The following is an 11,900-nucleotide window of genomic DNA, read 5'->3' as shown; positions in this document are numbered from 1 at the left end:
CAAGGGGCGCGTCTTGGGGCCCATCGGCGGCAGGCCACAGGCCGATCAGAGGCCGATCAGGACCCGACCGCGCCATCGACGCGCCGGAATGTCAGATAGGCAGGGCGCCGCCCTTCCGCCATGGCCTTGGCTTCGTAACGCGTACCCGGCCATGCGTCATAGGGCGTATGCCAGTCGGCCGCCCGCCGCGCCGGCCACGCGAAGGCGGGGTGCGCGTCGATATGCGCCAGCGTCCAGTTGACATAGGTATCGATGTCCGACGCGAAGCGGAACAGGCCGCCGGGCTTCAGGACGCGCGCGAAGCGATCCATGTTGCGCACATTCACGAAGCGGCGCTTGAAGTGCCGCTTCTTCGGCCAGGGATCGGGGTAGAAGAGATCGATTCCCGCCAGGCTGGCATCGGGCAACCAATCCAGGACACGCGTCGCATCGTCCCCGTAGAGGAGGAGATTGTCGAGCGGCGCCTGTTCCAGCCCCGCCAGCATCTTGGCCATACCGTTGACGAAGGGCTCGACGCCGATGAAACCGGTGCCGGGGTGGCGTGTCGCCTCGTGGCGCAGGTGCTCGCCGCCGCCGAAGCCGATCTCCAGCCGGACCTGATCGACCGGCACGGGAAACAGCGATGCCAGGGACGCCGGCGGCGGCGCCTGCAACGGCAGGGCGCGCTGCGGAAGCCGTTCGGCCAACAGCATCGCCTGCCAGTCGCTTAAGGTCTTGCCCTTGTGGCGGCCGAAGAAGTTCTCCCGCGACCGCTTCGGATGGTCCGACACTACGCCGTGACGGCGGCGACGGCAGCCTTGAGCCGCGGCGCCAGATCCGTCTTCTCCCAGGAGAAGGAACCGTCACGGCCGGCCTTGCGGCCGAAATGGCCGTAGGCGCTGGTGCGGGCGTAGATCGGACGGGCAAGCTGCAGATGCTCGCGAATGCCGCGCGGGGTCAGCGACATGACCTGCCGGATCGCCTTTTCCAGGACGTCCTCGCCCACCTTTCCGGTGCCGTGCAGATCGACATAGATCGATACGGGCTCGGCGACGCCGATGGCATAGGAAAGCTGAATGGTGCAGCGCTCGGCCAGCTTGGCCGCCACGACATTCTTGGCCAGGTAGCGCGCGGCATAGGCGGCCGAGCGGTCCACCTTGGTCGGATCCTTGCCGGAAAAGGCGCCGCCGCCATGCGGCGCGGCGCCGCCATAGGTATCCACGATGATCTTGCGGCCGGTCAGGCCGGCGTCGCCGTCCGGGCCGCCGATCACGAATTTGCCCGTCGGATTGACGTGCCACACGCAATCCTCCGCGATCGGAAGCTCCGCCGTCGCTTCGCGGACCAGCGGCTCGACGATCCGCCGGACATCCTCGGAGGTGAGCGACTCGTCGAAATGCTGCGTGGACAGGACGATGGAGGAAATTTCACTCGGCTTGCCGTCGCGGTAGCGCACGGTCACCTGAGTCTTGGCATCGGGACCGAGCTTGCCGGCATCCCCCTCGCCCGCCTTGCGGGCCTGGGCCAGCCGCTCCAGAATCTTGTGCGAATAGTAGATTGGCGCCGGCATCAGCTCCGACGTCTCGCGGCAGGCATAGCCGAACATGATTCCCTGGTCGCCGGCGCCCTCGCTTGCCTTGTTGCCGGCGTCGACACCCTGCGCGATATCAGCCGACTGGGCGTGCAGGAGCACGTCGATCTTGACCTTCTTCCAGTGGAAGCCGTCCTGCTCGTAGCCGATGTTGCGGATGGCGCGACGGGCGGCCGAGCGGACCTTGGAGCGGATCTGCTTCTCGTCCAGGGAGCAGCGGACCTCTCCTGCGATGATGACCCGGTTGGTCGTCGCGAGCGTTTCACAGGCGACCCGGACGGAGCCCGGGTCCATGTCCATCTTGCGGGCTTCGCGGAAGAACAGATCAACGATCTCGTCCGAGATACGGTCGCAGATTTTGTCCGGATGACCTTCCGACACGCTTTCGGAGGTGAAGAGATACTCGCTGCGCTGCATGAATGCCAAACCTTGCCGATGCCGTTCCCGACCAGCCCCGATTGGCTGGAAGCGGCCGACTGGAAACCGACCCCAAACTTGAAGCGTGCTCCGGCCTTCTTGCTAGAAGTACCGGAGCCCGTTGGGGGTTTGGCGACCAGAATGTCTGGCGTCAAGAAGAAAACACCCGCGGCCGATTGAATGGCCGTTCAGGCGCTATTGGCGAAAGTTGCGCTTCTGCTTGCGATCGGCACTGGCCAGCGTATCGGCGAGGTCGAGGAGCATGCGCCGGACATTCGGATCGCCCACATCGCGGAAACGGTCCAGGAGACGCGCTTCGTCGGCCGACAGGGTTTCCGATCCGATCCAGCCGGCGCCCTCACCTTCCTGCATTCCGTCCGGCGTGGGTGCAACGGCCGGCACGCCCTCGAAGAAGCGCATCAGCGGAACTTCGAGCACGCGGGCGATGTCGCACAGACGGCCGACGGTGATGCGGTTGGTCGCGTTCTCGTATTTCTGGACCTGCTGGAAGGTGATGCCAAGGCGGTCACCGAGCCATTCGCGGCTGACCCTAGCACGCATTCGGATGGCCTGGATCTGACGTCCGACGATGATATCGGCCTCGTCCGGCTTCTTCTTGTTGACGCGCTGCTCTGTCAGAGACGCTGCTTGTGCCTGCACACTCATTCCCGCCGACCCTTCTTCCGTCCCGGAATGTTTCACCATTACAATATCAATCCTACATATAAATGCTTTTCTTTATAGGAATTTCTATCGCTCAATTTTCTACAACCGTCAATGGCGTGCTCGGCAATTATCGACGAATGAACATTAGGGCGGCCCCAAGGGCTCCGAGAATGATGGCCAGGGGCCAGTTTCCGAAGCGCGCGAAGGGCGTCGGCGCCGTGGCCGGCGGCAGGTGAGCCTCAACGATTCCCCGTGCCCCGAGGGGCAGGGCCGCCACCGGCCGGCCCGCCGCATCGTTGACGGTCGAGATGCCGGTATTGGCGGCGCGCACCAGCGGCAGGCCCACCGCCACGGCGCTCAGCGCGGCATGGCGCAGATGCTGGTGCGGACCGGGTGTGTTGCCGTACCAGGCATCGTTGGTCACGTTGACGATGAGGTCCATATCCGGCGTCCGGACGATTTCGTCCGGAAAGATCGCCTCGTAGCAGATGAGCGGCAGGAAGACGGGCCAGTCTTCGCCCGGGCCACCAGGTTGACCGGCGCGCCGTGCATCCGCCGCACTGAAACCGCCCGGCATCTGCGTGAGCTGTGTAATGCCCAGCCGTTCGAGCCACGCCTGGAACGGCAGATACTCGCCGAAGGGGACGAGATGCAGCTTGTCGAACCGGTCTTCGATCCGCCCGTCCGGCCCGATGGCGAGGATCGCGTTGAAATAGGCGGGCTCGCCGGTCCCACGTTCCTCGATCCGCGCCGCGCCGGCCAGGAGCATGTCGTCTGGCCCGAGCCGCTGCGCGACGGCCGCCACGACGGGCGATTCGTCGGAGATCAGGTAGGGAAAGCTGGATTCCGGCCACAGGACCAGCCGGCGCTCGCCGGCGACCGCTCCCTGCGCCGTCATGTCGGACAGGAGATCCAGGATACGCCGTGCTTCCGACGGGTCCCACTTCTGGCTCTGGTCGATGGCGGGCTGCACGATGCTGATCCGCACCGCGCCCGGTGGCGCAGCCTGCGGCACGGTCGCAAGCCGGACGGCGCCATAGCCCAGATGCACCGCCGCCAGGAGCCCCGCCAGCGCCAGGACCGGGACGCGCCGGTCCGTCGCCGTCAGGAACAAAGCTGGCACGCAGAAGAGCACGACGCCCAGGAATGTCAGACCGTGCAGGCCCCAGAGCGCTGCCGACTGCATCAGAAGGGGCGTCGGCGCGGCCAGCATGCCGAGCGCGTTCCAGGTAAAGCCGGTGAAGAGCCAGGCGCGCAGCCATTCGGCAAGGGTAAAGGCCAGCGCCAGAATCAGGATGCGTTCGGCACCCTGCGACCAGGCCCGCCGCGCCAGGAGGAACGCCGCGCCATAATACACGGCCAGGACCGCCGGCAGGCCGAAGACGGCCAGTGGCAGCGCCCACCAGAAGGTCGCGGCGTCAACGAGAATCGCCGCCCCGAGCCACCACAGCCCGCCGACGAAATAGCCGAAGCCGAAGCACCAGCCGGTCCGGAACGCTGCACGCCCCCCCTCGCCGCGCCGGACCATCCCGTCCAGCATGAGAACGAGGACCGGAAACGCCAGGAAGCCGACGATGGCGAGATCGTAGGGCGCAAGCCCGAATGTCAGGAGAAACCCGCTCGCCGCGGCGATCAGGGCGCGTCGCCAACCGACGGCCGCGCCCGGATTCCAGCGATGAACGGCCTTTCGCAGGCTCAAGCCTGGGCCGCGAGCGGTCCCCGCTCCGGCTCGGCCTGCCGATGGATGCGCAGGCGGCGCACACGGCGCGAATCGGCCTCGAGAATTTCGAGCCGATAGCCGCCGATCACCTCGATGACCGCCCCTTCCGGCGGGATGTCGCCATATTCCAGGACGGCGAGCCCACCGATCGTGTCGGCTTCGTCGGCATAGGGCGCAACGTCGAAGTCCGGCCCCAGCCGGTCCCGCACATCGTAGAGGCCGGCGCGCGCATCCACCAGGAAACCGCCACCGTCTTCCGCCTCGATCAGGCGTTCCTCGTCGTCATGCTCGTCCTCGATGTCGCCGACGACGATCTCCAGGAGATCTTCCATCGAAACCAGGCCATCGGTGCCGCCATATTCATCGATGACGAGGGCAATCTGGATATGCGCCGATTTCATGCGCGTCAAAAGTTCGAGCGCCGGCATGGAGGGCGGAACGAACAGGACCTTGCGGATCAGCCCCAGCTCCGACAGCGGACGCTCGAGCGGAACGGCGGACAGGTCCAGCCGGTCGGCACTTTCACCCAGCGCGCACTCGGTCACATGGTCGATGACGTCGCGGATGTGGACCATGCCGCGCGGATCGTCCAGGCCTTCGCCATAGACGGGGAGCCGCGAATGGCCGCTCTGACGGAAGCGCAGCAGCAGGTCGTTCAGCGTGGCGCCGATCTCCACCGCCTCGATCTCGGAGCGGGGCACCATCGCATCCTCGACCCGCACCTCGTGCAGCCCCAGAATATTGTTGAGCATGGCCTGCTCTTCGCCGGTAAAGCCGGAGCTTTCCTCCGCCTCCGACAGCGCTTCCACGATCTTCTCGCGGAGCGGCAAGGGCACTTTCGGCCTCAGCAGAGAAAAGAATTGCTCGAAGATGCCCGGTTCCGACGATCTGCGCTCGTCGGGGCGCGGACTTCGGTCCTCGTTGCTCGCACTGTCGCCATAGGCGGCATCCGATGCCGCCTCATGCGCGCCGCCGGCAGTATCGCTGCCGTTCGGGTTCCTGGTCATTCCCTTATCCATGGTGTGTTCGACATGTCATGATGCCGGGTCCGCGCCGGCAAGAGCTTCAGAATCGGCGTATGGATCGGCAATTGCAAGGGTTGAAAGAATAGCGACCTCAAGCCGTTCCATTCTTTCGGCTGCCAGTGCCTCCTCGTGATCGTGCCCGAGAAGATGCAGCATCCCATGCACGAGAAGATGACGGAAGTGGTCCGTCAGCCTCTTGCCGTCGGCAATTGCTTCCCGTTCCAGGGTTTCCCGCGCCAGGACGAGATCGCCCAGCATGGGCGGCGGGCTGTCGCCCGGTGCGATCTGGACCAGCGGGAAGGACAGGATGTTGGTCGGTTTGTCCTTGGCCCGCCACGAAGCGTTCAGCGCGCGAACGGCCGCGTCGCCACTCAGCGTCACGCCGAGCTCGCCCGCATAGGCCGCGTCCAGTCCGGCACCGCGCGCCGCCGCGCCGATGGCCGCGCCGATCTGGTCGGCAGCGTCGGGCAGGAGGCGAAGCCATTCCGCGTCCTCGACGGTGAGGAGGATGTCGAGCCCGGGCGGATAGGCCGCGGGAAAGGCCGTCTCACTCATTGAGCCTGGCCGTCGGCGCCGGTCAGGCGCGCGCTCACATCGGCCTCATAGGCCTCGACGATGGCCTGGACGAGGCGGTGCCGCACGACATCCTTGGCCTCGAAGCGCACGGTGACGATGCCGCCCACGCCGTCCAGCACGCGCAGCGCCTCCACCAGGCCGGACTTCTGGCCGGGCGGCAGGTCGATCTGCGACGGATCGCCCGTCACCACCATGCGGGCATTCTCGCCCAGGCGGGTCAGGAACATCTTCATCTGCATGGTCGTGGTGTTCTGCGCCTCGTCCAGGATGACGGCGGCGTTGGCCAGGGTGCGCCCGCGCATGAAGGCCAGCGGCGCCACCTCGATGGCGCCGGCGGCCAAAGCCCGCTCCACTTTCTCGGCGGGCATCATGTCATAGAGCGCATCGTAGAGCGGGCGCAGATAGGGGTCGACCTTTTCCTTCATGTCGCCGGGCAGGAAGCCGAGCCGCTCGCCGGCCTCCACCGCCGGCCGCGACAGGATGATCCGCTCGACTTGCCCCCGCTCCAGAAGCTGCGCCGCATAGGCCACGGCAAGGTAGGTCTTGCCGGTGCCCGCCGGCCCGACGCCGAAGACGAGCTCGGCGCGCTCCATGGCGCGGATATAGGCATCCTGCGTCGGCGTGCGGGCATGGATGGTCTTGCGGCGGGTTCCGATCTGCGCCAGCGCCATGCGGCCCTTCTTTTCCAGGGTCGGCAGAACGAGCTGGTCATCCTGGGCGACCGCCATGCGGATGGCGCCCTCCACGTCGGACACCTGGATGTCGTTGCCGGACTGCAGGCGCTCATACAGAAGATCGAGGGCGCGGCGGGCCTGCTCGCATGCGGTGGGATCCCCCCGCAGTTCGAGCTGGTTGCCACGGGCCCGCGCATCAACGCCGAGCTTCTGCTCGATCAGGGCGACGTTCTCGTCGAACTTTCCGAACAGGGCCGCCGCCAGCCTGTTGTCGTCGAAGGTCAGCACGATATGGGCCATGTCCGATGCACCGGAAGCGGGTGACACGCCGCGCGCTGTTTTCATGCGATCTTCCTCAAATGGGGTTCGATCATCGGGGCATCCAGCGCTTCGGCGCCTTCCGCCATCAGGGAATTGGGCAGCGAGCGCGCGATCCGCACCCGGACGATATCGCCCACCTGCCCGGCTGCCGCCGGCACCACGACCGGCAGGAGGAAGGGCGAACGCCCCACCATCTGCCCGGCATGGCGCCCCGGCTTCTCGATCAGGACATCCGTATCACGGCCGGCAAAGCTCGTCTGGAAGGCGAGCTGCTGCTGCCGCAAAAGCGCCTGCAGCCGCTCGAGCCGCTCGGACTTGACGTCCTCCGGCACGTGATCGTCCAGCGCAGCGCCCGGCGTTCCGGGGCGCGGCGAATATTTGAAGGAATAGGCCTGCGCATAGCCCACCTGCCGGACGAGCGCGAGCGTATCCTCGAAGTCGGCCTCGGACTCGCCCGGGAAGCCGACGATGAAGTCTCCGGACAGGGCCAGATCCGGCCGCGCGCCGCGGATCCGATCGACCAGCCGGAGATAGTCCTCTGCCCGGTGCCGCCGGTTCATGGCCTTGAGGATGCGATCGGAGCCCGACTGCACCGGCAGGTGCAGATAGGGCATAAGCGCCGGCAGGTCCCGGTGCGCGGCGATCAGCGCGTCGTCCATGTCACGCGGGTGAGAGGTGGTGTAGCGCAGCCGCGCAATGCCCGGTATCGAGGCCAGCGCCTCCAGGAGCCCGGCCAGGCCGATCGGCCGCCCGGCGGCGTCCTCGCCGCTCCAGGCATTCACGTTCTGGCCGAGCAGCGTCAGCTCGCGCACACCGGCCGCGGCCAGCCGCTGCGCTTCCTCCAGGATCGGGCCGCGCGGCCGCGACACTTCCGCGCCGCGCGTATAGGGAACGACGCAGAAGGTGCAGAACTTGTCGCAGCCTTCCTGGACGGTCAGGAAGGCCGTCACGCCGCGCGCAGCGATCTGCCGCCGATCCTGGCGGGGCAGGTGATCGAACTTGTCTTCGACCGCGTAATCCGTATCCACGACCTTGTCGCCCCGGCTCACGCGGGCCAGCGCTTCCGGCAGGCGGTGATAGGTCTGCGGCCCGACGACGAGGTCCACCACCGGTGCGCGGGCGATGATCTCGGCGCCCTCGGCCTGCGCCACGCAGCCGGTGACGCCCACCTGCATGGTCTGGCCGCGCGCCTCGCGCTCGGATTTAAGCACGCGAATGCGCCCGAGCTCGGAATAGATCTTCTCGGCGGCCTTTTCGCGGATATGGCAGGTGTTGATCAGGACGAGGTCGGCCTCGTCCATCTGATCGGTCGGCTCGAAGCCGTCCTGCGCCAGGGCATCGCCCATGCGCTGGCTGTCATACACGTTCATCTGACAGCCATAGGTCTTGATGAAGACCTTGCGGCTGTTGCGCCCGGATGTCACGTCTTTCACTGTATCTGTCATTGATCCTTCCGGGACGCCGGCGATGCGGCCTCTGTAAGCAATATCGGACGGCGCGGGCCGGGGCGCAAGCGCCCACATGCGCGCAGCGGCCGGCCAGGGGCTTTCTCCACCGCGCCGTCGAGCGCGCGGGGCACTGCCGTCAACGCCCGTACAAGGCCGCTTCGAGCATCGCCCGCACCGCGCGCTCGCAGGTACGGGCCACCGCCTTGCGGTCGGACGCTGCGGTGAAGGCGATGGGCTGGCCGAAGCTGATCTCCACATCGATCGCCCCTTCGCGCACGAAGCGCAGAAGATGCGGCATCAGCGCGACATCGCCCGGCCAGGCCGCGAGGGGCCGTCCGTGGAAACCGAGCGGCAGGCCATGCGCCTGCGTATAGGCCACGGCCACGGGCTGGATCAAGACCGTGTCCTGTCCGCTGGCCGCCAGGGCCGCCTGCGCCGCGCCGAAGAGGGCAGTCTTGAAGGGCAGGACGCGGTTGCCGTCCGATGTCGTCCCCTCGGCAAAGAGGACCATCGCGTCGCCATCGGCCAGGCGGGCCGCGATGGTGTCGGCCTGCTGCCCCGTCTGCGAACGCGCCCGCCGCGCCACGAAGACGGTCCGCTGAAGCCTGGCCAGTGTGGCGAAGACGGGCCACTCGCCCACCTCCGACTTGGCGATGAAGCTCAAGGGCATGACCGAGCCGAGGGCCATGATATCGGCCCAGGACTGATGGTTGGCGGCGATCAGCAGCGGCCGGCCGGATGCGGGCGCGCCCCGCACCCGCACCCGCAAGCCGCACAGGCGCACCGCGATGCGGTGCCACAGATGCGGCAGACGGCGGGCCACCGGCCAGTTGCGCCGGATCGCCACATGCTGCATCGGCATGAGAATCAGCGTCATCAGGCCGAGGACCGACACCAGAAGGCACAGGCGCAGGCGGAAGATCATCCGCCGTTCAGCCCCGCAGGCTGCGCTTCAACACCAGCGCGCTGGTGCGCTGTCCGTCCGGCCCGGGGTAATAGGCCGGCCGACGGCCGACCTCTTCGAAGCGCAGCTTGCGGTAGAGCGCCAGAGCCGGCTGGTTCGTCTCGTCCACCTCGAGGAACAGTGCGAGCGCGCGTTCGGCATGCAGATGTTCGAGGACCCGGTCCATCAGGAGGCGGCCGATACCGCGGTTGCGGGCATGGCGGCTCACGGCGACGGTCAGGATTTCCGCCTCGTCCACCGTCAGGCGCGCCAGGACCAGCCCGTCGGGAAGCGGATGGCCGGGGCGCCGCGCGACGAAGCCGAAGGTGCCGGCCTGCGACAGGAGCGAGGTGAACTCGTCCTCGTCCCAGGCATGGGCAAAGGATTCGGCGTGGATGGAAGCGGCGGCGCGCAGATCCGCCTCGTCACCGAGCGGCGTGGCCACATAGCCCCGCCCCTGCCCGGAAAGCCCTTCCAGGAAGGCCAGCGACCAGTTCCAGGGGAGATACCAGTACATCGTCACGACTCCCGGCCAACGCGGCACGTGCCCCTTGCAATAGGACGAGTTTCAGGCGGATGGAAGGCTCGTCCGCACGATGCCGGGCACCGGCGTCTGCGGTTTGGCATCCGCCCCCCGCAGATAGAGCGGCGATACGGGGGGGCCGGGCTCGCGCATCGCCGCGATCGCGCCGATGGCGGAGAGCTGCGGCAGGCCTTCCGGGTCCTGCTCGGCAATGTGGAGGCCGTTCAGGAAGGGCCGGACCAGGGCCGCCCCCGTCCCCACCAGCTGGACGATGTCGTGACCGGCCAGAAGCTGCGAATCGGCCAGTTGTTCCGGCGGCAAGGCCTGCGGTGCGCCGACCGCGTGGCCTTGCGCATCGTAGAGCGCCAGAAAGACTTCGCCGCGCCGCGCATCCTGCACGGCGAGCACGGCCCCGCCCTGGCGCAGCCAGGGAAAGGCGAGTGCTTCCAGGACATTCACGCCGACGAGTGGCAGATCGAGCGCCAGCGCCAGCCCGCGCGCCGCCGCAACGCCCACACGAACACCCGTGAAGGAGCCGGGGCCGACCGTCACCGCGATCCGGCGCAGATCCGCATAGGCAAGCCCCGCGCCGGCCAGCGCCGCGTCCACCTGCCGCATCAGGATTTCGGAATGGCCCTTGCCGACGATCTCGTCTCGGACGGAGACGAGTTCCATGGCATCCATATCGTAGATGGCGGCGGCCGAACGCGCGGCCGCCGTATCGATCAGGAGGCATAGGCCCCTCGGGGATCCTCCCTCCCCGGGCAAGTCGTCGTTCACGCTGGTTCCAGCTCCCCTCCCCCGCGCCGTCCGTGTCAGGCGGCTTCGACCGCTTCCACCGCCTCGACCTCCGGCACGAAATGCCGCAGGAGGTTCTCGATGCCGTTCTTGAGCGTCGCCGTCGAGGACGGGCAACCGGCGCAGGCGCCGCGCATGTTCAGGAAGACGGTCCCGTCGCGGAAGCCGCGGAAGGTGATGTCACCGCCATCCTGTGCCACGGCCGGGCGCACGCGTGTTTCCAGAAGCTCCTTGATCGTGGCGACGAGGCTTTCGTCGCCCGGTTCGAAGAACTCCTCGCCCGAATCGGATGGCTGGCCGGCCGCACCGGCCGCGCCCGGGGCCATCACGGGCTGGCCCGACATGAAGTGTTCCATAATGCCGGCCAGGACGGCGGGCTTGAGATGCTGCCAGGCCGTCTCGTCGCGCGTCACGGTGATGAAGTCGTAGCCGAAGAAGACGCCGCTGACGCCATCGACCGCCATCAGCCGCGCGGCGAGCGGCGAGCGCGCGGCCGCGTCCTCGCTATCCAGGAATTCGGCGGTGCCGCTGTCCAAAACGACACGCCCAGGCAGGAACTTCAGCGTCTGCGGGTTGGGGGTGCTTTCGGTCTGGATGAACATGGGACGTGGATCCTTCGCAAATATCGCCTTGCATGTAGGCGCGGCGCCCTCGCCACGCAACCCGGCCGGCCGCTCAGCTCAGGCTCTCGATATCCTCGTCCGTCAGGCTTCCCGGCACGATCGTGACGGGAATGGCGTATCCCCCCGCCCGGCCCGAGACGGCCGAGACGAGTGGCCCCGGCCCGTCGCTGCTGTCGCCCGTGGCCAGGACCAGGATGGCGATCTCACGATCGGCTTCGATGAGCTTGTGGATTTCCTCTTCCGTCTTGCCTTCGCGCACCACGAGTTCGGGTTCGAGCCCGACCGTGGCGCGCAGATCCTCGGCAATGCGCGACAGGCGCGATTCCGCCTCCGCCGTCGCCTCCGCCCGCATGATCTTTTCCACGCCGATCCAGTGCTGGAACTCGTCCGGCTCGATGACGTAGAGGAAGACCGCCCCGCCGCCACTGGCCTTGGCGCGGCGCGCGGCGTAGGACGCGGCGCGCGTGCATTCGGGAGTCTCGTCGATGACGGCGAGGAACTTGCGTTTGCCGCCCTCGTGGCGGCCGATGCGTTTGGATACCATGTGGCGCAATCTGGCAGGCGGGCGACCCCGCCGCAAGCGGGGTGCGCTACGC

13 protein-coding genes are annotated in these 11,900 nt (G+C 67.5%); all 13 read right to left on the bottom strand.

Features of this window, described 5'->3' with window-relative positions:
* Positions 1–56: 56 nt before the first annotated feature.
* The 13 genes from trmB to AUL30_RS06470 all read right to left on the bottom strand — a co-directional run bounded on the left by trmB (position 57) and on the right by AUL30_RS06470 (position 11,848).
* Positions 57–770, bottom strand: a complete 714-nt coding sequence (trmB, locus tag AUL30_RS06530) for a tRNA (guanine(46)-N(7))-methyltransferase TrmB (protein ID WP_062227075.1) — start codon at positions 768–770, stop codon at positions 57–59.
* On the bottom strand, positions 770–1,987 hold the full coding sequence (metK, locus tag AUL30_RS06525) for a methionine adenosyltransferase (protein ID WP_062227074.1): 1,218 nt from the start codon (positions 1,985–1,987) through the stop codon (positions 770–772). The genes trmB and metK overlap by 1 nt, the downstream gene beginning before the upstream one ends.
* Positions 1,988–2,182: 195 nt before the next feature.
* Positions 2,183–2,653 carry a helix-turn-helix domain-containing protein gene (locus tag AUL30_RS06520; RefSeq protein ID WP_192843026.1) on the bottom strand — a complete coding sequence of 157 codons (471 nt, stop codon included), beginning with the start codon at positions 2,651–2,653 and terminating at the stop codon, positions 2,183–2,185.
* Positions 2,654–2,780: 127 nt separating this feature from the next.
* Positions 2,781–4,352, bottom strand: coding sequence for an apolipoprotein N-acyltransferase (lnt, locus tag AUL30_RS06515; protein WP_062227072.1), 1,572 nt, complete (start codon positions 4,350–4,352; stop codon positions 2,781–2,783).
* On the bottom strand, positions 4,349–5,380 hold the full coding sequence (locus AUL30_RS06510) for a CBS domain-containing protein (RefSeq protein WP_083507720.1): 1,032 nt from the start codon (positions 5,378–5,380) through the stop codon (positions 4,349–4,351). Before AUL30_RS06510 ends, lnt begins: the two co-directional genes overlap by 4 nt.
* Before the next feature lie 27 nt (positions 5,381–5,407).
* A complete protein-coding gene (ybeY, locus tag AUL30_RS06505; protein WP_083507719.1) occupies positions 5,408–5,953 on the bottom strand; it encodes an rRNA maturation RNase YbeY in 546 nt (181 codons plus the stop codon).
* A complete protein-coding gene (locus AUL30_RS06500; protein WP_062227071.1) occupies positions 5,950–6,993 on the bottom strand; it encodes a PhoH family protein in 1,044 nt (347 codons plus the stop codon). Before AUL30_RS06500 ends, ybeY begins: the two co-directional genes overlap by 4 nt.
* Positions 6,990–8,414 carry a tRNA (N6-isopentenyl adenosine(37)-C2)-methylthiotransferase MiaB gene (gene miaB, locus AUL30_RS06495; protein ID WP_062227070.1) on the bottom strand — a complete coding sequence of 475 codons (1,425 nt, stop codon included), beginning with the start codon at positions 8,412–8,414 and terminating at the stop codon, positions 6,990–6,992. Before miaB ends, AUL30_RS06500 begins: the two co-directional genes overlap by 4 nt.
* Positions 8,415–8,553: 139 nt before the next feature.
* Positions 8,554–9,342 (bottom strand): lysophospholipid acyltransferase family protein, encoded by a 789-nt coding sequence (locus AUL30_RS06490; RefSeq protein WP_062227069.1) that lies wholly within the window; start codon positions 9,340–9,342, stop codon positions 8,554–8,556.
* 7 nt (positions 9,343–9,349) lie between these two features.
* The gene (locus tag AUL30_RS06485; RefSeq protein WP_083507718.1) at positions 9,350–9,877 is read right to left on the bottom strand and encodes a GNAT family N-acetyltransferase; all 528 of its coding nucleotides are present in this window, start codon (positions 9,875–9,877) and stop codon (positions 9,350–9,352) included.
* Positions 9,878–9,928: 51 nt separating this feature from the next.
* The gene (tsaB, locus tag AUL30_RS06480; protein WP_062227068.1) at positions 9,929–10,663 is read right to left on the bottom strand and encodes a tRNA (adenosine(37)-N6)-threonylcarbamoyltransferase complex dimerization subunit type 1 TsaB; all 735 of its coding nucleotides are present in this window, start codon (positions 10,661–10,663) and stop codon (positions 9,929–9,931) included.
* A gap of 35 nt (positions 10,664–10,698) precedes the next feature.
* On the bottom strand, positions 10,699–11,283 hold the full coding sequence (locus AUL30_RS06475) for a NifU family protein (protein ID WP_062227067.1): 585 nt from the start codon (positions 11,281–11,283) through the stop codon (positions 10,699–10,701).
* A gap of 73 nt (positions 11,284–11,356) precedes the next feature.
* Positions 11,357–11,848, bottom strand: coding sequence for a universal stress protein (locus AUL30_RS06470; RefSeq protein WP_062227066.1), 492 nt, complete (start codon positions 11,846–11,848; stop codon positions 11,357–11,359).
* Between the last annotated feature and the right edge of the window lie 52 nt (positions 11,849–11,900).

Source organism: Aureimonas frigidaquae (assembly GCF_001463905.1).
GTDB lineage: Bacteria > Pseudomonadota > Alphaproteobacteria > Rhizobiales > Rhizobiaceae > Aureimonas > Aureimonas frigidaquae.
Note: the sequence above shows the minus strand (reverse complement) of the source record. Positions and strands in the feature narration are given on the sequence as shown.

Excerpts from the sequence above, each read along its gene's own strand:
- AUL30_RS06490 (WP_062227069.1), bottom strand. The coding sequence starts at position 9,342 with ATGATCTTCCGCCTGCGCCTGTGCCTTCTGGTGTCGGTCCTCGGCCTG.
- ybeY (WP_083507719.1), bottom strand. The coding sequence starts at position 5,953 with ATGAGTGAGACGGCCTTTCCCGCGGCCTATCCGCCCGGGCTCGACATC.
- AUL30_RS06520 (WP_192843026.1), bottom strand. The coding sequence starts at position 2,653 with ATGAGTGTGCAGGCACAAGCAGCGTCTCTGACAGAGCAGCGCGTCAAC.
- metK (WP_062227074.1), bottom strand. The coding sequence starts at position 1,987 with ATGCAGCGCAGCGAGTATCTCTTCACCTCCGAAAGCGTGTCGGAAGGT.
- AUL30_RS06510 (WP_083507720.1), bottom strand. The coding sequence starts at position 5,380 with ATGACCAGGAACCCGAACGGCAGCGATACTGCCGGCGGCGCGCATGAG.
- AUL30_RS06500 (WP_062227071.1), bottom strand. The coding sequence starts at position 6,993 with ATGAAAACAGCGCGCGGCGTGTCACCCGCTTCCGGTGCATCGGACATG.
- AUL30_RS06470 (WP_062227066.1), bottom strand. The coding sequence starts at position 11,848 with ATGGTATCCAAACGCATCGGCCGCCACGAGGGCGGCAAACGCAAGTTC.
- AUL30_RS06475 (WP_062227067.1), bottom strand. The coding sequence starts at position 11,283 with ATGTTCATCCAGACCGAAAGCACCCCCAACCCGCAGACGCTGAAGTTC.
- miaB (WP_062227070.1), bottom strand. The coding sequence starts at position 8,414 with ATGACAGATACAGTGAAAGACGTGACATCCGGGCGCAACAGCCGCAAG.
- AUL30_RS06485 (WP_083507718.1), bottom strand. The coding sequence starts at position 9,877 with ATGTACTGGTATCTCCCCTGGAACTGGTCGCTGGCCTTCCTGGAAGGG.